At 41.0% G+C, this 22,756-nt stretch carries 20 protein-coding genes and 1 pseudogene; 19 read left to right on the plus strand and 2 right to left on the minus strand.

The window, feature by feature from the left end:
• From EDC41_RS04895 to guaA, 5 genes are all read left to right on the plus strand, one after another.
• On the plus strand, nt 1–3,168 hold the full coding sequence (locus tag EDC41_RS04895; protein WP_006248133.1) for an efflux RND transporter permease subunit: 3,168 nt from the start codon (nt 1–3) through the stop codon (nt 3,166–3,168).
• A 227-nt stretch (nt 3,169–3,395) separates the two neighbouring features.
• Nucleotides 3,396–4,859, plus strand: a complete 1,464-nt coding sequence (gene guaB, locus EDC41_RS04900) for an IMP dehydrogenase (protein WP_006252792.1) — start codon at nt 3,396–3,398, stop codon at nt 4,857–4,859.
• Between the two features lie 120 nt (nt 4,860–4,979).
• Nucleotides 4,980–5,651: an HAD family hydrolase gene (locus tag EDC41_RS04905; RefSeq protein ID WP_006248131.1), complete on the plus strand. Its 672-nt coding sequence runs from the start codon at nt 4,980–4,982 to the stop codon at nt 5,649–5,651.
• A gap of 121 nt (nt 5,652–5,772) precedes the next feature.
• Complete coding sequence (locus EDC41_RS04910; protein ID WP_006248130.1) at nt 5,773–6,084, plus strand: hypothetical protein; 312 nt, start codon at nt 5,773–5,775, stop codon at nt 6,082–6,084.
• Nucleotides 6,085–6,100: 16 nt separating this feature from the next.
• Nucleotides 6,101–7,672 (plus strand): glutamine-hydrolyzing GMP synthase, encoded by a 1,572-nt coding sequence (gene guaA, locus EDC41_RS04915; RefSeq protein WP_006251541.1) that lies wholly within the window; start codon nt 6,101–6,103, stop codon nt 7,670–7,672.
• 160 nt (nt 7,673–7,832) lie between these two features.
• Here the strand turns inward: guaA and EDC41_RS04920 are convergent, their stop codons facing one another.
• Nucleotides 7,833–8,228 carry a Z-ring associated ZapG family protein gene (locus EDC41_RS04920; RefSeq protein ID WP_006248128.1) on the minus strand — a complete coding sequence of 132 codons (396 nt, stop codon included), beginning with the start codon at nt 8,226–8,228 and terminating at the stop codon, nt 7,833–7,835.
• A gap of 298 nt (nt 8,229–8,526) precedes the next feature.
• Between EDC41_RS04920 and rplM the strand changes: the two genes are divergently transcribed.
• From rplM to EDC41_RS04955, 7 genes and pseudogenes are all read left to right on the plus strand, one after another.
• Nucleotides 8,527–8,955, plus strand: coding sequence for a 50S ribosomal protein L13 (gene rplM, locus EDC41_RS04925; protein WP_006251543.1), 429 nt, complete (start codon nt 8,527–8,529; stop codon nt 8,953–8,955).
• Nucleotides 8,956–8,971: 16 nt separating this feature from the next.
• Nucleotides 8,972–9,367, plus strand: a complete 396-nt coding sequence (gene rpsI / locus EDC41_RS04930; protein WP_006249344.1) for a 30S ribosomal protein S9 — start codon at nt 8,972–8,974, stop codon at nt 9,365–9,367.
• A 99-nt stretch (nt 9,368–9,466) separates the two neighbouring features.
• Complete coding sequence (gene yaaA / locus EDC41_RS04935; RefSeq protein ID WP_006251544.1) at nt 9,467–10,243, plus strand: peroxide stress protein YaaA; 777 nt, start codon at nt 9,467–9,469, stop codon at nt 10,241–10,243.
• Nucleotides 10,243–10,806, plus strand: coding sequence for a hypothetical protein (locus EDC41_RS04940; RefSeq protein WP_006251545.1), 564 nt, complete (start codon nt 10,243–10,245; stop codon nt 10,804–10,806). Before yaaA ends, EDC41_RS04940 begins: the two co-directional genes overlap by 1 nt.
• Before the next feature lie 8 nt (nt 10,807–10,814).
• A complete protein-coding gene (locus tag EDC41_RS04945; RefSeq protein ID WP_020824087.1) occupies nt 10,815–11,714 on the plus strand; it encodes a cation diffusion facilitator family transporter in 900 nt (299 codons plus the stop codon).
• Entirely contained in the window at nt 11,714–12,466 is a 753-nt protein-coding gene (locus tag EDC41_RS04950; protein WP_006251547.1) for a Zn-ribbon-containing protein, read from the plus strand. The genes EDC41_RS04945 and EDC41_RS04950 overlap by 1 nt, the downstream gene beginning before the upstream one ends.
• Nucleotides 12,467–12,566: 100 nt before the next feature.
• A pseudogene (locus EDC41_RS04955) lies at nt 12,567–13,891 on the plus strand (L-cystine transporter).
• A 59-nt stretch (nt 13,892–13,950) separates the two neighbouring features.
• Here EDC41_RS04955 and EDC41_RS04960 read toward each other — a convergent pair.
• Nucleotides 13,951–14,610 carry an NAD(P)H-dependent oxidoreductase gene (locus EDC41_RS04960; protein WP_006249338.1) on the minus strand — a complete coding sequence of 220 codons (660 nt, stop codon included), beginning with the start codon at nt 14,608–14,610 and terminating at the stop codon, nt 13,951–13,953.
• Nucleotides 14,611–14,838: 228 nt separating this feature from the next.
• Here EDC41_RS04960 and pheS point away from each other — a divergent pair, with 228 nt between their 5' ends.
• The 7 genes from pheS (at nt 14,839) to rpsA (ending at nt 22,675) form a co-directional block, all read left to right on the plus strand.
• Nucleotides 14,839–15,825 carry a phenylalanine--tRNA ligase subunit alpha gene (gene pheS / locus EDC41_RS04965; protein ID WP_006249336.1) on the plus strand — a complete coding sequence of 329 codons (987 nt, stop codon included), beginning with the start codon at nt 14,839–14,841 and terminating at the stop codon, nt 15,823–15,825.
• Nucleotides 15,826–15,872: 47 nt separating this feature from the next.
• Entirely contained in the window at nt 15,873–18,260 is a 2,388-nt protein-coding gene (pheT, locus tag EDC41_RS04970; protein WP_006252789.1) for a phenylalanine--tRNA ligase subunit beta, read from the plus strand.
• A 57-nt stretch (nt 18,261–18,317) separates the two neighbouring features.
• The gene (locus EDC41_RS04975; protein ID WP_006249334.1) at nt 18,318–18,614 is read left to right on the plus strand and encodes an integration host factor subunit alpha; all 297 of its coding nucleotides are present in this window, start codon (nt 18,318–18,320) and stop codon (nt 18,612–18,614) included.
• A gap of 38 nt (nt 18,615–18,652) precedes the next feature.
• Nucleotides 18,653–19,174, plus strand: a complete 522-nt coding sequence (locus EDC41_RS04980) for an NlpC/P60 family protein (protein ID WP_006251185.1) — start codon at nt 18,653–18,655, stop codon at nt 19,172–19,174.
• Between the two features lie 15 nt (nt 19,175–19,189).
• Nucleotides 19,190–20,233: an outer membrane-stress sensor serine endopeptidase DegS gene (gene degS, locus EDC41_RS04985; protein WP_006249332.1), complete on the plus strand. Its 1,044-nt coding sequence runs from the start codon at nt 19,190–19,192 to the stop codon at nt 20,231–20,233.
• Nucleotides 20,234–20,241: 8 nt separating this feature from the next.
• Nucleotides 20,242–20,916, plus strand: a complete 675-nt coding sequence (gene cmk, locus EDC41_RS04990; protein WP_006251186.1) for a (d)CMP kinase — start codon at nt 20,242–20,244, stop codon at nt 20,914–20,916.
• A gap of 91 nt (nt 20,917–21,007) precedes the next feature.
• The gene (gene rpsA, locus EDC41_RS04995; protein ID WP_006251187.1) at nt 21,008–22,675 is read left to right on the plus strand and encodes a 30S ribosomal protein S1; all 1,668 of its coding nucleotides are present in this window, start codon (nt 21,008–21,010) and stop codon (nt 22,673–22,675) included.
• Nucleotides 22,676–22,756 lie beyond the last annotated feature (81 nt).

Raw genomic sequence — 22,756 nt, forward strand, 5'->3', positions numbered from 1 at the left:
GTGAAATTTACTGACATCTTTATTAAACGTCCTGTTTTGGCAGTTTGTATCAGCCTATTGATTACGATCCTAGGCTTGCAAGCAATCGAAAAATTGCAGGTGCGTGAATATCCGGAGATGACGGTCTCGATTGTAACCGTGAGTGTTAACTATTCAGGTGCAGATGCACGTTTAATGCAGACACTGGTTACCTCACAGTTAGAAGAGGCTGTTGCTCAAGCGGATAATATTGACTATATGACTTCATCAAGCTCTCCAAGTACCACTACGGTAACGGCAAAAATGAAGTTAAATACCGATCCGAATGCCGCACTTTCCGATATTTCGGCAAAAGTGAATGCGGTACGCTCAAATTTACCGAGCGGTATTGATGATCCGTCAATTAGAGTCTCAACCGGTTCAAATGATGCGTTAATGTATATCCGATTTGTCTCTGATGAACTTAATACATCACAAGTTACCGATTATATTAACCGTGTAGTAAAACCACAGTTCTTTACGGTAAATGGTGTTTCTAGCGTTGATGTGTATGGCTCTGTTTTTGGCTTACGCATCTGGCTTGATCCGGATAAAATGGCGAGCAATAACCTATCAGGGGCGGCTGTATTATCGGCATTAAGTGCCAATAACTTGCAAACCGCTGCGGGTAATTCTAACGGTTACTATACGGTTTATAGAAACAAAGTACTTTCTACCACGCCTTCTGTGACAGAGTTAGAAGAGGTTACGGTTTCAACCACCAAAGATGGAAAAACCATCAAATTAAAAGATATTGCGACTGTTGAGCTGGATAAATACCAAGATGCAGCAAGAGCAACGGTTGGCGGTAAAGATGCAGTTGTGCTTGCTGTTTCGGTAGCCGCAACGGCAAACTCTTTAACCGTAGCGAAAGATATTTATCCGATGTTTGAGCAGGTATTAAAAAATCTACCAAGCACCATTCAAGGAGATATTGTTTACGATAAAACCATTGCGATTGATAGTTCTATCAAAGAAGTAATTAAAACTATTGGTGAGGCAACCGTCATTGTATTGGTAGTAATTATCCTGTTCTTAGGTTCATTACGAGCAATGATTGTACCGGTGATTACCATTCCGATTTCCTTAATCGGGGTATTATTCTTCCTGCAAATGTTTGGTTTCTCGATCAACTTGCTTACTTTGCTGGCGTTGGTATTAGCGATCGGCTTGGTAGTGGACGATGCGATTGTCGTACTTGAAAACGTAGAACGTCACGTTAAAGAAGGTAAAACGCCATTTGATGCAGCGATTATCGGTACACGTGAAATTGCTTTACCGGTTATTTCAATGACTATTACTCTGGGTGCAGTATATTCACCAATGGCATTAATGACCGGGGTAACAGGGACACTATTTAAAGAGTTCGCTTTAACGCTTGCCGGTGCGGTATTTATTTCGGGGATTGCGGCATTAACCCTTTCGCCGATGATGTCTAGCCGAATATTAAAAGAACATAAAGAAGGGGAAGAGTCAGCATTTGCCCGCGTGGTGCATAGATCACTAGATAAAATGACCAGCTGCTATACCAATATGCTAAGCGGTATTATGGCTGTTCGTGGTTTCGTCTTATTCTTTGCGGTGCTGATCTTCGCCAGTTTACCGATGTTATTTGGCTCACTTTCCAGTGAAGTTGCACCGACAGAAGACCGTGGCTTTGTGGTTGGTATTTCTAATGGACCTTCAAACACCAATTTAGATTATACCGAAGCAGCGTTAGCCCAATTTAATCAGGAAGTAACTAAATTACCTGAAGTATCTTCCTTAATGACAGTTTCAGGCTTTAATGGTGCAAATAGTGCATTATCGATTATTGCATTAAAAGATTGGAATGATCGTAGCCGTGAACGTGCTGCGATTTCTAATGATGTGGCTGCAATCGGTAAAAAAGTGGTGGGTATGGACGTGAATGCAATTGCATTCCCTGAAATTTCAACCGGTGAAAATGGTCTACCATTCTCATTAGTGATTACTACCGCTGATAGCTATGAAAAATTGGCAATCGTTGCCTCTGAATTCTTGAAAAAAGCCCAAACTTCCGGTCAGTTCTTCTTTGCGAATTTAGATTTGAAATTTGATACGGTCACGATGAATATGAAATTCGACCGTGAAAAAATGGGTGCTTATGGCGTGACAATGCAGCAGGTGAGTGGCACATTAGGGGCATTCTTATCCGGTGCGATTATTACTCGTGTCGATATTGACTCTCGTGCTTACCCGATTGTGTCGCAAGCGGTGCGTAATGATCGTTTAAATCCTGAAGATTTAATGAATTACTATGTCACGACTGCAACAGGGCAATCTATCCCGTTAGGTTCATTTGTGACGATGGAATTAAAAACATCACCATCTTCTTTACCTCGTATGAGCCAATTAAACTCGGCCACCATTGGTGGGGTAGTATCTGGCTCAATCGGCGATGCGGTAAATTGGGCGAAAGCAGAATTAGATCGCACTTTACCATCAGGTTATCAATATGACTTCCGTGGTGAATCTCGCCAGTTCGTTCAAGAAGGTAATGCGATGGCAATGACTTTCGCTCTAGCAGTTATCATTATCTATCTTGTACTTGCAATTCAATTTGAATCTTGGCGTGACCCATTAGTAATTTTGGTTTCTGTGCCGTTAGCTGTGAGTGGTGCATTGTTGGTAATGAACATTCCAACCGCAATGAAAGGCTTGTTTATGGGGATTGCAGCAGGCACTGGCTCGAAAGATATGATGGCATTCGCCAACGGTATTTGGACGGCAGGTTATACCTTAAATATCTATTCACAAGTAGGTCTAATTACCCTTGTCGGCTTAATTACTAAACACGGTATCTTGATGTGTGAAGTGGCGAAAGAAGAGCAGTTACTGCACGGCAAATCACGCTATGAAGCTATTTTCCACGCAGCCACGATTCGTTTACGCCCAATTATGATGACAACGGCAGCAATGATTGCAGGCTTAATTCCGCTTCTGTTTGCGGTGGGTGCCGGTGCAATCGCCCGCTTCAGTATGGGTATGGTAATCGTAGCAGGCTTGGCAATCGGGACATTGTTTACTCTGTTTATCTTGCCGGTTATCTACACTTTCTTAGGGCAAGAACACAAGCCATTACGTGAATTTGACGAGGAAAAATATTTCCCAACGACAAAAGAAGCATAGTTTTAAATAGCAAAAGAGCGTAGCGATACGCTCTTTTTTGTTGGCTTACAAGCGGTCGTTTTTTATTTATTGTTTGCTAAAAAATCACAAAATTTAACCGCTTGAAAGTATATTTTCAGATAGCGTAAACGTTTCCCTATTTACAGAAACCTAGTTCCTCTGTATAATCCGCTCGCAATTTTCCAGTACAGATTTTCAATTTAATCATTTTTTAAGGAATAATTGCAATGCTACGAATTAAACAAGAAGCCCTCACTTTTGATGATGTTCTTCTCGTCCCGGCACATTCTACTGTGCTTCCTAATACTGCTGATCTTTCTACTCAATTAACTAAAACCATTCGTTTAAACATTCCGATGCTTTCTGCTGCAATGGATACCGTTACAGAAACTAAGCTTGCGATCTCCCTTGCTCAAGAAGGCGGCATTGGTTTTATCCATAAAAATATGTCGATTGAACGCCAGGCAGACCGTGTGCGTAAAGTGAAAAAATTTGAAAGTGGTATTGTTTCTGAGCCAGTGACGATTTCTCCTGATATGACATTAGCGGAATTGGCTGAATTGGTGAAAAAGAACGGTTTTGCAGGCTATCCGGTGATTGATGAAAACCAAAATTTAGTGGGAATTATTACCGGACGTGATACCCGATTTGTCACGGATTTAAGCAAAACAGTGCGTGAATTTATGACACCAAAAGACCGTTTAGTGACGGTAAAAGAAAACGCAAGCCGTGAAGAAATTTTCCACTTAATGCACGAACACCGAGTGGAGAAAGTGCTGGTAGTGAATAATGAATTTCAGTTAAAAGGAATGATTACCCTAAAAGACTACCAAAAAGCGGAAAGCAAACCGAATGCCTGTAAAGATGAGTTTGGGCGTTTGCGTGTGGGGGCGGCAGTGGGAGCCGGTCCGGGCAATGAAGAACGAATTGATGCTTTAGTAAAAGCGGGTGTCGATGTGCTATTAATCGACTCTTCGCACGGGCATTCTGAAGGTGTATTACAACGTGTGCGTGAAACCCGTGCAAAATACCCTGATTTACCGATTGTTGCCGGTAATATTGCCACTGCAGAAGGAGCGATTGCGTTAGCTGATGCAGGAGCCAGTGCTGTGAAAGTAGGAATCGGCCCGGGTTCAATTTGTACCACCAGAATTGTAACAGGCGTTGGCGTGCCACAAATCACGGCAATCGCAGAAGCGGCAGCTGCGCTTAAAGATCGAGGCATTCCTGTGATTGCTGATGGTGGAATTCGTTATTCAGGCGATATTTCAAAAGCTATTGCCGCCGGTGCAAGTTGCGTAATGGTCGGTTCGATGTTTGCCGGCACAGAAGAAGCCCCGGGTGAAATTGAGCTTTATCAAGGCAGAGCATTCAAATCCTACCGTGGAATGGGATCATTAGGTGCAATGAGTAAAGGCTCGTCAGATCGCTATTTCCAATCTGATAATGCCGCCGACAAGCTCGTACCGGAAGGGATTGAAGGGCGTATCGCTTACAAAGGCTACTTGAAAGAAATTATCCACCAACAAATGGGCGGTTTACGCTCCTGTATGGGATTAACCGGCTGTGCCACTATTGAAGAACTCCGCACCAAAGCAGAATTTGTCCGCATTAGTGGTGCTGGTATTAAAGAAAGCCACGTCCACGATGTGACAATTACCAAAGAAGCACCGAACTACCGAATGGGTTAATAGCCTTTCTCACTCTCTCCCCTTGTGGGAGAGAGACCGTTTTAAATTACGTTCAGTAATTTAAAACAGAGAGAGGGAATAAGTGGTTAGATTTTCTTAAAATTTTACAAAAGAGGCTATATGCTCCAAGCTATCATTTTTGATATGGACGGCGTGATTGTGGATACCGAATATCTGGAATTTTCCTTACAAAAACAGTTTATTGAAGACATCAAAGAACACAGCCGCCCGATTACTTTAGAACAACAATCGGAAGTGGTAGGCAAATGTTTAAAAGAAATTCCGGTGATTATCAAAAAACTAAGCGAATCCAGTTTGCCGATTGAGGAAATTCGTGCACGTTACTACGCCTTTTTCCAAGATCTGTTTAGCAAAGTGGATTTTAAAACCATTTTCAGAGCCGATATTCAGCAAATTATTCAATTTGCCAAGCAGAATCAAATTAAGCTTGCGGTTGCCTCTTCTTCCGCCCTTTCGCATATTGAAAATATTCTCACGGTTTGCGGCATTAAAGACGAATTTGATTTAATCGTCAGCGGTGAACAGTTTGAACACAGCAAGCCAGACCCAACCATTTACCGCTACACCTGCGAAAAATTAGGCGTTGAGCCACAAAATGCAGTGGCGATTGAAGACTCCTACTACGGAATGCTCGCCGCCAAAACCGCAGGCTTAACGGTGATTGGTTACGAAGAAAAACGAATACTGATTGACCAAAGTTTAGCGGATTATATGGGCAAAGATATGAAAGAGATTTTGAAGATTCTTCAAAAATGTAATACTCCAAGTTAATAAATGGTCGATTTTTATAGAAATTTTGTCAATGTTTCTACTTCAAGTACTTGGAACAGTCTATCGGCTTGAGTAACCTAGAAATGAGAGTGGATATTTTAATATTAATAGGATAAATAGAATGAAAAAATTAAGTTTAATTTCAATCGTCGCTTTATCTGCGTGCAGTATTTTCGGACCATCTTATTCAGGAGAAACAACGGCCAGTCCTTTATTAAAGTTGGACACAGAAAGAAATATAAATCTGTATTTTCAAGCAATACATAAATGTACTCCTGATAAAATTCATACAAAAATCATCAATATTCCAAGTGAAGGTAATGCAAAAGAACTTTGGACTGCAACAGGTTGTAATAAAACGCAATCTTTTATTATTACATATAGAAACGATGGGGTAGGCGGCACTTTTATTAACATGACCACAACGCCATAATTTAAAGGAAATTACAATGACAAACATCCACCACCACAAAATTTTAATTTTAGACTTCGGTTCACAATATACTCAGCTTATCGCACGCCGTGTGCGGGAGATTGGGGTTTACTGCGAGCTTTGGGCTTGGGACGTAACGGAAGAGCAGATCCGTGAATTTAACCCAACGGGGATTATTCTTTCAGGAGGTCCTGAAAGCACCACTGAGGAAAACAGCCCACGAGCGCCGGAGTATGTGTTTAACGCTGGTCTGCCAGTGCTGGGCATTTGCTACGGAATGCAGACAATGGCGATGCAGTTGGGCGGTTTAACCGAAACGTCCGACCACCGTGAATTTGGCTATGCCTCGGTGGCTATCAAATCTGCCGATCAACTTTTTGCAAATTTAAACGATGATTTGACCGCTTGCGAGCCAAAATTGGACGTGTGGATGAGTCACGGCGACAAAGTCACCAAATTACCACCGCACTTTACCATCACAGGCGTTACCCCAACCTGCCCGATTGCCGCGATGTCGGACGAAAGCCGCCGTTTCTATGGCGTGCAGTTCCACCCCGAAGTGACCCACACCAAACAAGGCTTGGCGTTGCTGAAAAACTTCGTGGTCGGCATTTGCGGCTGTGAAACGAACTGGACGGCAGAAAACATCATTGAAGATGCGGTGAAACGCATTCGTGAGCAAGTGGGCGATGACGAGGTGATTTTAGGTTTGTCGGGTGGGGTGGATTCCTCCGTCACCGCCTTGCTATTACATCGTGCTATCGGTAAAAACCTGCACTGCGTATTTGTGGATAACGGCTTGCTCCGCTTGAACGAAGGCGATCAAGTCATGGAAATGTTCGGCAACAAATTCGGTTTGAACATTGTGCGAGTGAATGCCGAAGACCGTTTCTTAGAAGCGTTAAAAGGCTTAGACGAACCGGAAGCTAAACGCAAAACCATTGGTAAAGTGTTTGTGGACGTGTTTGATGACGAAAGCAAAAAACTTAGCTCGGTCAAATGGCTTGCACAAGGCACGATCTACCCTGATGTGATTGAATCCGCCGCCAGCAAAACCGGCAAAGCCCACGTGATTAAATCACACCATAACGTTGGCGGCTTGCCGGATTATATGAAGCTCGGCTTAGTCGAACCGTTGCGTGAATTGTTTAAAGACGAAGTGCGCAAAATCGGCTTGGCACTCGGCTTACCGGCTGAAATGCTCAACCGCCACCCGTTCCCCGGCCCGGGCTTAGGCGTGCGTGTGCTGGGCGAAATCAAAAAAGAGTACTGCGATTTACTGCGTAAAGTCGATGCGATCTTCATCGAAGAACTGCACAAAGCCGGCTGGTACTACAAAGTCAGCCAAGCTTTCACGGTATTCTTGCCGGTGAAATCGGTGGGCGTAATGGGCGATGGACGCAAATATGACTGGGTCGTCAGCTTGCGTGCGGTGGAAACCATCGACTTTATGACCGCTCACTGGGCGCACTTGCCGTATGATCTATTAGGCAAAATCTCCAACCGCATTATTAACGAAGTGAACGGTATTTCCCGTGTGGTGTATGACGTGAGCGGAAAACCACCGGCAACCATTGAGTGGGAATAACTCTTACAAAATAGGCTTCTTATAACCTAAGTTCAGTATCTAAAGCTGAAAAATGTTGTTAACTGCTTAATGTAGCGGTTTAGAATAAAGGATTGATTCCAACGGAATCAATCCTTAAACTAAGTGCCTTTTAGTAAAACTAAATATTCAATTTTTAGTTTTATGATTTCAGTAAGCCAGATGAACCTTCGGAATAATCTCTAGGTTGATCTTCTTCCGTTTTTTCTGCCGGAATAGGTAATTTGGTTTGTTGGAAAAAGGTAATATTTTTTGATGCTTCTGGTAATAGCTTTTCAGAGCTTTGTGCTAAATGGGTATAAAGCTTTTTATAATCAGAAGCTAAACTTGAAAGTAATTGGGCTGATTGCTCAAAGTGTTGTTCAAGTTTTTGTTTTTGCTCATCCACTTGAGTTTTGGTTTGCTTCAACTCTTTTTCCAGTTCATGCTGTTTTCTGACACTACTGTTAAATACTCTAACTAGAGTGCAACCTATTACAGCACCTACAATAAATGCTGCCATAATGGCTGCCCAAACATCTGTTGTCCATTGTTCCATCATAAACTCCTTATGTTTTAGTGATTGATTACTGCTATTTTTAACATTTCAGTTTTTATTTGAAAAGCTCCAAATGATTAAAATGTGATATAGGTTCAATTTTGAAAGATTATCAGCAAAAAATGTTAGATTTTTGAGTGAAATCTCTGTATAATTTCGCCACCCTGTTTTTGTGTGGTTTTCCCCGCCACACAAGTTTGGTCTGAATCAGACTCGAAGGGGTCGGGTTCACCGTAAAATAATAGGAAATACCTCAATGAGGTATTGGGTTTTAAACTTTAAATTTGGTATTTAATTAATGAAAACTTTTGTAGCAAAACCAGAAACAGTACAACGTGACTGGTATGTAGTAGATGCGACGGGTAAAACATTAGGTCGTTTAGCGACTGAATTGGCACGCCGTCTTCGTGGTAAACATAAACCTGAGTACACTCCACACGTTGATACCGGTGATTACATCATCGTGATCAATGCAGACAAAGTAGCAGTAACAGGTAAAAAACAAACTGACAAAATCTACTACTGGCACACTGGCTATGTAGGTGGCATCAAAGATGCAACCTTCAAAGAAATGATTGCTCGTCGTCCTGAAGCTGTGATTGAAATCGCAGTGAAAGGTATGTTACCAAAAGGTCCACTTGGTCGTGAAATGTTCCGTAAATTAAAAGTTTACGCAGGTTCAGAACACAATCACCAAGCACAACAACCACAAGTTTTAGATATCTAATTCACGGAGCATAAAAATGACAGCAGCAAATCAAAACTACGGCACAGGTCGCCGCAAAAGCTCTTCAGCCCGTGTATTTATCAAACCGGGTTCAGGTAACATTACTATCAACCAACGTTCACTTGAAGTTTACTTCGGTCGTGAAACAGCTCGTATGATCGTACGTCAGCCGTTAGAATTGGTTGAATTAACTGATAAATTAGACCTTTACATCACTGTTAAAGGTGGTGGTATTTCTGGTCAAGCGGGTGCAATCCGTCACGGTATCACTCGTGCATTAATGGAATACGATGAAACGCTACGCCCAGCACTTCGTGCAGCAGGCTTCGTTACTCGTGACGCACGTCGCGTTGAACGTAAAAAAGTGGGTTTACACAAAGCACGTCGTCGTCCACAATACTCAAAACGTTAATTTTCTTTTCGTTTTCAAGAAGGCAGGGTTTCCTGCCTTTTTTGTCTTTATGACTGTGGTAGAATAACCGCCCTGATTAACTATTTGATAGAGGCATTTATGTTAGCCATTATTTCCCCTGCCAAAACCCTTGATTTTAAAACCAATATTGACGGTTTTGCATTTTCTCAACCAAATTTGACCGCTTGTAGCCAAGAATTAATTGATATTTGTAAACAGCTTTCACCAGCCGAAGTAGGAAGTTTGATGTCAATCAGCGATAAATTAGCCGCTTTAAATGTCGCTCGCTTTGCCGAATGGCAGCTTGAGCATAACCAACAAAACTCTAAAGCCGCCATTTTTGCTTTTAAAGGCGATGTTTACACAGGGTTAGATGCAGAAACGCTAACTAAAGAGCAGGTTGAATATGCTCAGCAACATTTACGTATGCTTTCAGGCTTGTATGGTTTATTAAAACCGCTCGATTTAATGCAGCCTTATCGTTTAGAAATGGGAACTAAGTTGGCAAATCCGAAGGGCAGAGATCTTTATGCGTTCTGGGGTAATATTATTACTGAACACTTGCAGCAAGCCATTGATGAACAAGGCGATGATATTTTAATTAATCTTGCCTCTGATGAATATTATGGTGCAGTTAAGCCACAAAATCTAAATGCGACTATTATCAAGCCGGTGTTTTTAGATGAGAAAAACGGCAAATATAAAGTGATCAGCTTCTATGCCAAAAAAGCCCGTGGAATGATGGTCCGCTTTATGTTAGACACCCAACCGACTAGCATCGAACAGCTCAAACAGTTTAACTATGGGGGCTATTGGCTTGATGCAGATAGTTCTAGTGAAAACGAGCTGGTTTTTAAACGTGAGGAGCAGGCATAATGTCGGCTACCAAAAAGGGAATAACTTTGGTTGCGTTATCATTGGCAGGTTGTGTCAGCCAAAGCCCACAATTTGCAGTGCCTGATGCTATTCGCTTTGGGCAGGATACTTTTGTAAAAGTTACTCACAGCCAAATTGACGAAATGCAACATTTACTTTATTTGCCCGAAAAGAGTGAGAAAAATCTGGAAAATTGGCAAAAAGGCATTTTATTTTTCTTGGATAAAAACAGTAAAAATCAAACCTTAGAGCAACGAGCTGCATTCCGCCAAGCAAGTTTTGCGAAAAAGCCGGAGCTTGAAGCAAAAGTGGCAATCGAACAAAATGAATTACACAGTAGTGTGATTTACCCACCGACAGAACGTTTTAACAATGTGATGTTAGAAGTAACCCGTGGGCGGAATTTAGCTTGTGGTTATGGGCAGATTCAATTTGCAGATAAGCGGGAAGTTAGCAAGGCAATTGCAAAAAAATTGCCAAATTTGACCGCTTACAGCCAAGAAATTGCCAAACTTTCTCTTGAATTAAACCAACTGGGTTGGCAAGTCCAATGCAGTAAATAATGTAGTAAATGAACGAAAAATACAGCAAATTAGTCAAAAGTGCAGCAAATTTAGCGATTATTGTTGCGATCTTACTGATTGTGATTAAAGCCTTTGCGTGGTGGAAAACCGGCGCAATTTCAATCTTGGCAGCAATGACGGACTCGGTAGTAGATCTGTTTGCTTCGCTGACTAATATTTTGGTGTTGCGTTTTGCGTTGCAACCGGCAGACGAGAATCACGCCTTCGGACACGGCAAAGCGGAATCTTTAGCGGCACTTGCTCAAAGTGCCTTTATTTCCGGCTCGGCGCTTTTCCTGCTGCTACAAGGCTTCCACAAACTGACTAATCCGGAATTAATTGCTCAATCTGATATTGGGGTAATTGTGAGTATTGCTTCCATTGTGATCACCGCACTTTTAGTCTTTTATCAGCGTTATGTCGTTACGCTCACGAAAAGTCCGGCGATTGAGGCGGATTCATTACATTACCAAACTGATTTATTAATGAACGCAGCAATTTTAGTGGCAATGTTGCTCAATAGTGCCGGTGTTGTCTATGCTGATGCGGTTTTTGCAATTGGTATTGCCCTCTACATTGCCTTTAATGCAGTGAAAATGTTTTGGTGTGCGGTACAAACTTTGCTAGACCAAGCCTTGCCCGATGAAGAAATTGAACAGATAAAACAGATTGCTTCGCAACATCCGAACATTTTAGGGATTCACGATATTCTAACCCGCCGTGCAGGTGCGGTACGGTTTATCCAACTACATTTGGAATTAGACGATCACTTAACGCTGCTGGTAGCTCACGAAATAACTGATAGCCTTGAGCAGAAATTGCTGGCGGCATTTCCAATGTCTCACGTTATCATTCATCAAGAGCCGACTACGGTGGTCAAACAAGAATTTATGGCGGAGAATATTTAATGTATCTGGCAATCGTGCATTTCAGCTACCATAATTTTGAGCAAGATCCGGTGACGGCAATCAGCCAAGTCTTAAATCAGTGGTTATATAACGGGCAAGTCATTGGCAGAGAAATGCCGATTACCTTTCACCAAAATGAGTTTCAAGCTCGGGTTTGTGTGCCGACACAAGAAAGCCTTTTGCCACAATATAATAGCGATGAAGTGAATGAAGCGTTGCAACAAGCGGTTGAAATTGGCGTGAATTTTGCAAGTTTTGAGCTTGTCGGGCGAGATTATCAGGGCGAAGAAAGCAGTCATAACCGATCGCCAGCGTTTCAAATATTATATACCACCCATTTAGATACCTGCTCGCCACTCTATGATGGAGAGCAGTTTGCCCCAATTCCGCTTTATTCTTTACAGGATCAGTCTCTTAGCGAAGCGATATTGGAATGGCAGCAAAATTGGCAAGCGTGCGATCTGCTACAAATGAACGGCAATGTGCTAGAGTGCCACGCACTTGCTCAAATTAGCGATGAAACAAGCGTTCTTGCAACGATCGGTCGAGATCTATGTCAGCAAATTGAGCAGAGAACCCACATTCCCACCTTTTATTACCTCTACCGTTTAGGGCGTGATGAAGGTGAATATCAACGCAAATGCCCTTGTTGTGGCGGAGAATGGAAATTAACTGAGCCGTTGCATGATATTTTCCATTTTAGATGTGATCCTTGCCGTTTGATCTCTAATCTAAGCTGGGAATTATTATAACTTTTAGTTATACCAAAGTAATAAATCATCTTGAATGAATGTCGCAAGCGTAATACTCTTGCGGCATTTTTATAATAAGCGGTTTTACTTTGGAGGTTCTGTGCTTATTTTCAACTTAATTGTCTTTGCGGCAATACTATTTTTATTGGCTAAAATTTATAAATCTACGCAAAAACTCGGTCAAACGGTGTTTATTGGGTTATTTTTAGGGCTTGCAAGCGGTGCTTTTTTGCAAACTTTTTACGAAAAAGCTACTGTTGATGCAACTCTTGATTGGATTAACTTAATTGGTAACGGTTATGTTCGCTTGCTACAAATGATCGTAATGCCATTGGTGTTTGTCTCTATTTTATCGGCAATTACCCGCTTAAAAGAGGCAGGATCTTTAGGCAAAATTAGTTTTAGTGTGCTATCAGTGTTATTAGTGACCACCGCGATTGCCGCAGCGATTGGTATTGCTTTAGTGTATCTGTTTGATTTATCTGCCGAGGGTTTAGTCGCCGGCTCCCGTGAGCTTGCCGCTCAAGAGAAAGTGGTAGGGCGTGTGGAGCAGGTGAGCAACTTATCTGTGCCTTCAATGTTGCTTTCTTTCATTCCGAAAAATCCGTTTTTAGAATTAACCGGTGCAAACCCAACGTCGATCATCAACACGGTTATTTTCTCGGCTCTGCTAGGCATTGCTGCACTGAGCTTAGGCAAAGAAGATAAAGCGTTGGGCGAACGTATCGCACAAGGTGTAGAGACCTTAAATAAACTGGTTATGCGTTTAGTACGTTTTGTGATTCGCCTAACCCCTTATGGCGTATTTGCGTTGATGATCAAAATGGCGGCAACTTCTCAATGGAGCGATATTGTAAATTTAGGTAGCTTTATTGTGGCATCATACATTGCGATTGGTTTGATGTTTATTGTGCACGGTATTTTACTCTTTGTGGCTAAAATCAACCCGTTGGATTACTACAAAAAAGTGTTGCCGACATTAAGTTTTGCTTTTACGTCTCGTTCCAGTGCGGCAACCATTCCGTTGAATATTGAGACGCAAACCAATAATTAGGTAATAACAGTGTGATTGCCAACTTTTCTGCAACCTTTGGGGCAACCATCGGGCAAAATGGCTGTGCGGGAATTTATCCGGCAATGTTGGCGGTGATGGTCGCTCCAACAGTGGGAATGGATCCGTTTATCTTAAACTATATTTTAACCTTGATTTTGGTGGTGGCAATTTCCTCATTTGGCATTGCCGGTGTAGGTGGTGGTGCAACTTTTGCGGCGATTGTGGTGCTATCAACCTTGAATCTGCCGATTGAGTTAGTAGGCTTGCTCATTTCAGTTGAGCCGATTATTGATATGGCTCGCACCGCCTTAAACGTGAATGGTGCAATGGTGGCGGGCACATTAACCAATAAATGGGTGAAAGCCGAGTAGTCAAAACTAAAGATATAAAAATGGGCGATTAATTCGCCCGTTTTTATAAGTTAAGGTGATTATTCAATCCACGCAATCACTTCTTCGGTAGGTTTGCGGGATTTTTTCTTAATTTCTTTGTTGCGATAGCCAAAAGTTATCATACAAGACACACCATATTCGTTTAGGTCAAATAAGCCTTCGTCCGATAAAATTTGGTTTACGGTATCGTAATGAAAACCTTCAATCGGGCAAGAGTCAATACCAATCAGAGCCGCACCGGTCATCATATTGCCTAATGCAATATAGGTTTGCTTGGTACTCCAATCGAATAATTCACGTTCACTAAGCAATTTCATATCCTCTTCTTGGAACGACTTATAGCGTACCAGCGAGGCTTCAATCTGCTCATAGGTTAAGCCTCGTTTGGCTAACATATCACGCATATAGACAGAATCATAACGGACATTCTTTTTGGTTAAAATCACCACTAAATGGCTCATTTCTTCCATTGGGTGTTTAATTCCCCACGAAACCGGGGCGATTTTCTGACGGGTTTCCGGGTTTTGTAGCACTAAAAATTTCCACGGTTCAGAACCGACAGAGCTTGGTGAGAGACGCCCGAGTTCCAAAATATAATCCATATCTTCTTTGTTGATTTTTTTGTTTGGATCGTAACTGCGACAGGCCGAACGGAAGTGAAAAGCGTCTAAAACTTGCTGTTTGCTAATATTAAACATCGTTTTTCCTTTTATAAGTGAAATAAGTAGATTAATGATAACTTGATTTAGAGCAGAATGCGAATTTCACGCCTGTTAATTTGCAAAAAATTAGGAAAAAATGACCGCTTGTTTAAAATTGCTTTACCTTAAAAATCAATCATTTAACGAATCGGTTGATTTACTTTTTCTGGCTAAAGTATTATTATTCATGAAATTTTTTATTTCATTGAGTTTAGAGGATAGGTAATGCAACACCTAAAAGATTTAACTAATAAAGCACGTGAAGCTTTAGATAAGATTGATCAAAATTTAGAGGCTTTAGAAGAGTTTAGAGTCGAATATTTTGGTAAAAAAGGGCATTTTACAACGTTAATGCAAGAATTACGCAATATTGCAGCGGAAGAAAGACCGGCAATCGGAGCAAAAATTAATGAAGCAAAGCAAGTTGTGCTTGATGTGTTAAATGCCAAAAAAGAAGAATGGGAACAAGCTGTATTAAATGCAAAATTAGCTAATGAGAGCATTGATGTTTCACTGCCGGGGCGTAAAACTGAATTAGGTGGTTTGCACCCTGTTTCTATCACTATTGAGCGTGTGGTGAAATTTTTCTCTGAATTAGGTTTTACCGTAGCAAACGGACCTGAAATTGAAACCGATTACTATAACTTCGATGCGTTAAACATTCCGGATCATCATCCGGCTCGAGCGGATCACGATACGTTTTGGTTTGATGCCAATCGTTTATTAAGAACCCAAACCTCGGGTGTGCAAATCCGTACAATGGAAAATGTAAAACCGCCTATCCGTATTGTGGCACCGGGGCGTGTATATCGTAATGACTACGACCAAACCCACACACCGATGTTCCACCAAATCGAATTGTTATATGTGGATAAAAAAGCAAACTTTACCGAGTTAAAAGGCTTAATTCACGATTTTCTCAAAGCATTCTTTGAAGAAGATTTACAAGTGCGTTTCCGCCCGTCATTCTTCCCATTCACTGAGCCTTCTGCAGAAGTAGATGTAATGCGTCAAAACGGCAAATGGTTAGAAGTGTTAGGTTGCGGTATGGTACACCCGAATGTGTTACGCAATGTAGGGATTGACCCTGAAGAATATAGCGGTTTTGCTGTGGGAATGGGCGTCGAGCGTTTAACGATGTTACGCTACAATGTCACGGATTTACGTTCATTCTTTGAAAATGACTTACGTTTCTTAAAACAATTTAAGTAATACAAGCGGTTAAAAATTTAGAAAATTTTACAAATAGGATAGAAATAATGAAATTCAATGAATCTTGGTTGCGTGAATGGGTAAACCCAGCAATTAGCACAGAACAGTTATGCGACCAAATTACAATGTTAGGGTTAGAAGTTGACGATGTAGAGCCGGTAGCTGGTGCGTTTTCGGGTGTAGTTGTGGGTGAAGTGGTGGAATGCGCCCAGCACCCGGATGCTGACAAATTGCGTGTCACTAAAGTGAATGTTGGTGGCGAACGTTTATTAGATATTGTTTGTGGTGCACCAAACTGCCGTCAAGGTTTAAAAGTGGCTTGCGCTGTTGAAGGTGCAGTGCTACCGGGCGATTTCAAAATTAAGAAAACCAAATTGCGTGGTCAGCCTTCAGAGGGGATGTTATGTTCTTACTCAGAACTTGGGATTAAAGAAGATCATAGCGGTATTATTGAATTACCTGCTGATGCACCTATTGGTCAAGATTTCCGTGAATATTTAAATTTAAATGATGTGGCGATTGAAATCAGCCTTACGCCAAACCGTGCCGACTGCTTAAGCATTGCCGGCATTGCTCGTGAAGTGGGGGTGATTAACCGTGTCGATGTGAAAGCTCCAACTATTACAGATGTAAAAGCCACGATTTCAGATAAAGTTTCAGTGGAATTACAAGCACCGGAGGCTTGCCCTCGCTATTTAGCCCGTGTGGTGAAAAATGTGAATGTCAAAGCGACATCGCCACTTTGGTTACAAGAGAAATTACGCCGTTGTGGGATTCGCTCAATCGATCCAATCGTTGATATTACTAACTTGAGCCTTTTAGAATTAGGGCAGCCAATGCACGCCTTTGATGCAGCGAAAATTGAAGGTGGCATTCAAGTGCGTATGGCAAAAGAAGGCGAAGAATTGGTATTGCTAGATGGCACAAACGCTAAATTACAATCGAATACCTTAGTGATTGCTGATAGCAAAGGGGCATTGGCTATGGCAGGTATTTTCGGTGGCGAAGCCAGCGGGGTGAGCGAGAATACGAAAGATGTGGTGTTAGAGTCTGCATTTTTTGCTTCATTAGCGATTACCGGTCGCGCTCGTCAATATGGGTTACATACCGACGCATCACACCGTTTTGAGCGTGGGGTTGATCCAGAATTAACTCGTCAAGCAATGGAGCGTGCAACGGCATTATTACTGGAAATTTGCGGCGGTGAAGCAAGTGAAATTGTGGAAGCCGTGAGCCAAGAAAACCTACCAAAACGCAATACTGTCACGCTTAGACGCAGTAAATTAGATTCGGTGATTGGTCATCATATTGACGATGCAACGGTAACCGATATTTTAACCCGCTTAGGCTTGAACGTAACATTTGCGGATAATAGTTGGACGGCAATTGCTCCAAGTTGGCGTTTTGATATTGAAATTGAAGAAGATTTAATTGAAGAAATCGCGCGAATTTATGGCTACAACAGTATCCCAAATAATTCGCCACTTGCTCATTTAACGATGAAAGGTACGCCGGAAAAATTACTGGAAGCAAACCGTATTCGTATGGCATTGGTAGATAGTGATTACCAAGAAGTGATTACTTATAGCTTTGTTGATCCGAAAAAACAATCATTATTGCACCCACAGCAAGAAGCCTTGATTTTACCAAACCCGATTTCAAGTGAAATGTCGGCAATGCGTGTTTCTCTTTTAACCGGTTTGTTGGACACTATCGTGTATAACCAAAGCCGTCAGCAAAACCGTGTGCGTATTTTTGAAGCAGGTCTACGTTTTATTCCGGATAGCAATGCGGAATCAGGCGTGCGTCAAGAATTTGTTTTTGGTGCGGCGATTGTAGGCGATAAACGTCCGGTACATTGGGAAAACAAATCAGAAGCAGCCGATTTCTTTGATTTAAAAGGCGATATTGAGCGTATTCTTTCTTTAACCGCTATCCGCCACGATCTGCAATTTGTCGCAAAACAGTTCCCAGCATTACACCCGGGGCAATCGGCTGCGATTATGCTTGATGGCAAAGAAATTGGTTTTATCGGAACTGTTCACCCGTCAATTGTGCAAAAGTTTGGCATTAAAGGCAAACCGATTGTATGTGAAATTCTAGCATCAGCTATTGCAGAGCGTCCGGTTACACAAGCGGGCGAAATTTCTAAATTTCCTGCAAATAACCGTGATATTGCGGTAGTGGTTGATGAATCTGTTCCTGCAGGTGAGGTGTTAGAGGCTTGTCGTAAAGCTGGTGGTAATAAATTAGTGGCAGTAAATTTATTTGACGTTTACCGTGGTTCGAATTTAGAAAGTGGTAAGAAGAGTTTAGCCATTAGCTTAACGGTTCAAGATAATGAAAAAACATTAGAAGAAAATGAAATCAATGCGGTAATTCAAGCGGTATTAGCTGAATTAGCAACACGTTTCAATGCGGTACTTCGTGATTAATCAGTAAAATATGGCTGATTTATTTTATCAGCCATAACAATAAACTAAGGATAAATGATGGCGCTTACCAAGATTGAAATTGCAGAAAACCTGATTGAAAAATTTGGGTTAGAAAAGCGTGTAGCGAAGCAATTTGTTGAATTGTTCTTTGAAGAGATCCGATCCTCCCTCGAAAATGGTGAAGAAGTGAAATTATCTGGTTTTGGTAATTTTTCACTGAGAGAAAAAAAAGCTCGTCCAGGAAGAAATCCTAAAACGGGGGAAAATGTGGCTGTTTCAGCCCGTCGAGTAGTAGTTTTTAAAGCTGGGCAAAAATTACGAGAACGTGTTGAGCAAGCTAGCTCCCAATCATAGGGGCAGTTATATTAGTTAGATTTAATGTGGAGTAATAAATGAAATTAACCAAACGGTGGCTTTCCTTAGGTTGTTTGTTAGCTACTACAGCGATGTTAGTGGCTTGTTCAAGTTCAGATACAACCTCTAAGTCTCAAGTAAAAAGTAAAGTTTATCGTTCAATATACCAATCAGACCTTTCTGATCCTATTATGGCAATTAGTCGATTAAGTGAACATCAACACGAATGGAAAGGCACTCGCTATCGTTTAGGTGGCAATAGCAAGGCTGGCATCGACTGTTCTGGTTTTATGCAAGTCACTTTTAAAGATCTTTTTGGGATAGATTTGCCGAGAACCACCACAGAGCAGGCTAAGGCTGGTGAGCGTATATCCAAAGACGAATTGCGTACAGGTGATTTAGTTTTTTTCAAGACAGGGCGTGGTCCAAATGGGAAACACGTTGGTGTTTATGTAAAAAATGGGCAATTTCTTCACGCCTCAACAAAGGGAGGGGTGATTTATTCTGATTTGGATTCGCCATATTGGTCTAAGGCTTTCTGGCAGGCTCGTCGTTTATAATTTAGGGTAACATACATGCTGAAAAAAATCGGACAAGCGGTCATATTTGGACTTTTTTGTGCAATTTTAATTTTGTTTGTAGCTCCAATTATTCAGAGTAAAGGGAGTTCGTTTTCATTATCAGCATTCACTCAAAAAGAGATTGTAAGCTACAATGCAGCGGTTAAAATAGCCTCCCCCGCAGTCGTTAACGTATATAGCCGAAATTTTAGTTCTGAAAATGAAACATTTGAAGTTAAGAATTTAGGTTCGGGTGTGATTATGAGTAGCGATGGCTATATTTTAACTAACAGGCATGTGATTGAAGATGCGGATCAAATCGTGATTGCTTTGCAAAACGGTGCTATTTCGACTAATGTAAAATTAGTCGGCGATGATTCTTTAACTGATTTAGCTGTTTTAAAAATTGAGGGTGAGAATTTACCTACTATTCCACAAAATCCGGAGCGCAAACTACAAATTGGCGATGTGGTGTTGGCAATTGGTAATCCTTTGAATTTAGGACAGAGCATTACGCAAGGGATAGTCAGTGCTATTGGGCGAAAAACCTTAACAGAAAGTGGTAGACAAAATTTTATTCAGACAGATGTTTCCATTAATCAAGGGAACTCAGGTGGTGCTTTAATTAATACTGCTGGTGAGCTAATAGGTATTAACACTTTGCGTTTTGGGAAAAATACGAATGAATTGTCAGAGGGCCTAAATTTTGCGATTCCCATTAATCTGGCGAATCAAATTATGAGTAAGATCATTAAAGATGGCCGAGTTATTCGTGGCTATTTTGGGGTAAGTACAGATTTGCTTGACACCGCAAAAATGCAAGGTTATGAAAAAGGGGTGATCATTGTTAATGTAGATAAAAATGGGCCAGCCGCAAAAGCGGGGATTCAAGCAGGTGACTTAGTGCTTAAAGTCGGAGATATTGAGGCATTCTCTCCTTCTCAAATGATGGAAGAGCTTGCTGAAATGAAACCTTATACTACAGTAAAAGTATTGGTTCAACGTGATGAACAATTACTTAACTTTGATGTAACTATTACTGAGTTACAGACTCAATAGGGTAGAAAATGAAAAAAATAGTGATTACAGTTGATGGGCCGAGTGGTGCAGGTAAAGGAACGTTATGTCATGCATTGGCTGAAAAATTAGGGTTTGATTTTTTAGATTCTGGAGCCTTATACCGGATTACTGCATTAAGCGCAATTAAAAAAGAGGTTCCCCTTGATGATGAGGAAAAACTAGCGGAAGTTGGGCGTAATCTTGATATTCAATTTTTGCCAGAAAATGGCGAGATTCAGGTGATTTTGGAAGGAGAAAATGTAGGCGACTTAATCCGAACGGCAGAAGCAGGTCAAAATGCCTCTAAAGTCGCTGCTTTCCCTTTGGTACGTGAAGCACTTTTAGAACGCCAAAGAGCCTTTAGTAGCGAAAAAGGTCTGATTGCAGATGGACGAGATATGGGGACAGTTGTGTTTCCTGATGCACAAATTAAGCTGTTTTTAGATGCAAGTGCCGAAGAACGCACAAAAAGACGTGTAAAACAGTTGCAAGAAAAGGGATTTAATGCTAACTTTGACGAGATTTTAGCCGAGATAAAAGAACGTGATTTTCGCGATAGAAATCGAGCAGTCGCGCCACTTGTTCCGGCTAAAGATGCGTTGCTGTTAGATTCAACGCATTTATCAATTGAAGATGTGATTAACCAAGCATTAAATCATATCGCTCAATACATTAAATTTTAGTTTGTTGCTTCACATAGGATTTGTGTAGCTTTTATTATCAACCCCGTTTAACAGGACGTTAGATGGATGTTTATTTTTAAGAAGATTTATTATGTCAGAATTATCGTTTGCTCAACTACTTGAAGAATCATTTGCAGCTACACCACGTTTAGGTGATGTTGTTAAAGGTACTGTTGTTGCTATCCAAAAAGGCTTAGTTATTGTTGATACAGGTTTCAAATCTGAATCTGCAATCGATGCCTCAGAATTTACTAACGCACAAGGTGAATTAGAAGTTCAAGTGGGTGATGAAGTAGATGTTGTTCTTAAAGCTGTAGAAGACGGTTTTGGTGCAACAGTAGTTTCTCGTGGTGATGCAAAACGTAACGAAGCTTGGATTGCTTTAGAGAAAGCATTTGAAGAACAAGCTACAGTTATCGGTTTCGTAAATGGTAAAGTAAAAGGCGGTTTCACTGTTGAATTAAACGGTGTTCGTGCATTCTTACCTGGTTCATTAGTTGATACTCGTCCGGTTCGTGATTCTTTAAACCTAGAAGGTAAAGAGTACGAATTCAAAGTAATCAAATTAGATCAAAAACGTAACAACGTAGTAGTATCTCGTCGTGCTGTTATCGAAACAGAAAGCAACCAAGATCGTGATGCGGTATTAGCAAACTTAGTTGAAGGTTCTGAAGTTAAAGGTACAGTTAAAAACTTAACTGACTACGGTGCATTCGTAGATTTAGGTGGCGTTGACGGTTTATTACATATCACAGATATGGCTTGGAAACGTGTTAAACACCCAAGTGAAGTGGTTAATGTAGGCGATGAAGTTACTGTTAAAGTATTAAAATTTGACAAAGACAAAACTCGTGTATCATTAGGCTTAAAACAATTAGGTCAAGATCCTTGGGCTGTAATTGCTGAAAACCACCCGGTAAACAGCAAATTAACTGGTAAAGTAACTAACTTAACTGACTACGGTTGCTTCGTTGAGATTTTAGACGGTGTTGAAGGTTTAGTTCACGTTTCAGAAATGGATTGGACAAACAAAAACATTCACCCATCTAAAGTGGTTAACGTAGGCGATGTAGTTGAAGTAATGGTACTTGAAGTTGATGAAGAACGTCGTCGTATCTCATTAGGTTTAAAACAATGTAAAGCAAACCCTTGGGAACAATTTGCGGCAACTCACAGCAAAAATGATAAAGTATCAGGTAAAATCAAATCAATTACTGACTTCGGTATTTTCATCGGTTTAGAAGGTGGTATTGACGGTTTAGTTCACTTATCTGACATTTCTTGGAATGTTTCAGGTGAAGAAGCAGTTCGTAACTACAAAAAAGGTGATGAAGTAGAAGCTGTTGTTCTACAAGTTGATGCAGTGAAAGAGCGTATCTCTTTAGGTATCAAACAATTAGAATCTGATCCTTTCACAAACTTTGTAGATGGTACTAAAAAAGGTGCAATCTTAACAGGTAAAGTTGTAGAAGTTGATGCTAAAGGCGTTAAAGTTGAATTGGAAGGTGGCGTTGAAGCATTTATTCGTGCAAACGAAGCAACTGCTGAGCGTGTAGAAGACATCACTTCTGTTATTTCTGTTGGCGATTCAATCGAAGCGAAATACACCGGTGTTGATCGTAAATCTCGCGTAGTTAACTTATCTGTTCGTGCAAAAAACGAAGCTGAAGAATCAGCAGCAATTGCACAAGTGAACAAAGAGGAAGTTGTTGTACCTAATGCATTTGCTGAAGCTTTCAAAGCAGCTAAAGGCGAATAATTAGTATAGACTAATCTAAAATGGGTATGTTTTGAACATACCCATTTAAACTTAGAAATGCCATTTTGAATACTTATTTTC

It is taken from the genome of Mannheimia haemolytica, from assembly GCF_004342115.1.
Lineage (GTDB): Bacteria > Pseudomonadota > Gammaproteobacteria > Enterobacterales > Pasteurellaceae > Mannheimia > Mannheimia haemolytica.

Excerpts from the sequence above, each read along its gene's own strand:
- pheS (WP_006249336.1), top strand. The coding sequence starts at position 14,839 with ATGCAACACCTAAAAGATTTAACTAATAAAGCACGTGAAGCTTTAGAT.
- rplM (WP_006251543.1), top strand. The coding sequence starts at position 8,527 with ATGAAAACTTTTGTAGCAAAACCAGAAACAGTACAACGTGACTGGTAT.
- EDC41_RS04950 (WP_006251547.1), top strand. The coding sequence starts at position 11,714 with ATGTATCTGGCAATCGTGCATTTCAGCTACCATAATTTTGAGCAAGAT.
- guaA (WP_006251541.1), top strand. The coding sequence starts at position 6,101 with ATGACAAACATCCACCACCACAAAATTTTAATTTTAGACTTCGGTTCA.
- EDC41_RS04920 (WP_006248128.1), bottom strand. The coding sequence starts at position 8,228 with ATGGAACAATGGACAACAGATGTTTGGGCAGCCATTATGGCAGCATTT.
- rpsI (WP_006249344.1), top strand. The coding sequence starts at position 8,972 with ATGACAGCAGCAAATCAAAACTACGGCACAGGTCGCCGCAAAAGCTCT.
- guaB (WP_006252792.1), top strand. The coding sequence starts at position 3,396 with ATGCTACGAATTAAACAAGAAGCCCTCACTTTTGATGATGTTCTTCTC.
- EDC41_RS04910 (WP_006248130.1), top strand. The coding sequence starts at position 5,773 with ATGAAAAAATTAAGTTTAATTTCAATCGTCGCTTTATCTGCGTGCAGT.
- rpsA (WP_006251187.1), top strand. The coding sequence starts at position 21,008 with ATGTCAGAATTATCGTTTGCTCAACTACTTGAAGAATCATTTGCAGCT.
- EDC41_RS04940 (WP_006251545.1), top strand. The coding sequence starts at position 10,243 with ATGTCGGCTACCAAAAAGGGAATAACTTTGGTTGCGTTATCATTGGCA.
- degS (WP_006249332.1), top strand. The coding sequence starts at position 19,190 with ATGCTGAAAAAAATCGGACAAGCGGTCATATTTGGACTTTTTTGTGCA.
- EDC41_RS04975 (WP_006249334.1), top strand. The coding sequence starts at position 18,318 with ATGGCGCTTACCAAGATTGAAATTGCAGAAAACCTGATTGAAAAATTT.
- EDC41_RS04980 (WP_006251185.1), top strand. The coding sequence starts at position 18,653 with ATGAAATTAACCAAACGGTGGCTTTCCTTAGGTTGTTTGTTAGCTACT.
- pheT (WP_006252789.1), top strand. The coding sequence starts at position 15,873 with ATGAAATTCAATGAATCTTGGTTGCGTGAATGGGTAAACCCAGCAATT.
- cmk (WP_006251186.1), top strand. The coding sequence starts at position 20,242 with ATGAAAAAAATAGTGATTACAGTTGATGGGCCGAGTGGTGCAGGTAAA.
- yaaA (WP_006251544.1), top strand. The coding sequence starts at position 9,467 with ATGTTAGCCATTATTTCCCCTGCCAAAACCCTTGATTTTAAAACCAAT.
- EDC41_RS04945 (WP_020824087.1), top strand. The coding sequence starts at position 10,815 with ATGAACGAAAAATACAGCAAATTAGTCAAAAGTGCAGCAAATTTAGCG.
- EDC41_RS04905 (WP_006248131.1), top strand. The coding sequence starts at position 4,980 with ATGCTCCAAGCTATCATTTTTGATATGGACGGCGTGATTGTGGATACC.
- EDC41_RS04960 (WP_006249338.1), bottom strand. The coding sequence starts at position 14,610 with ATGTTTAATATTAGCAAACAGCAAGTTTTAGACGCTTTTCACTTCCGT.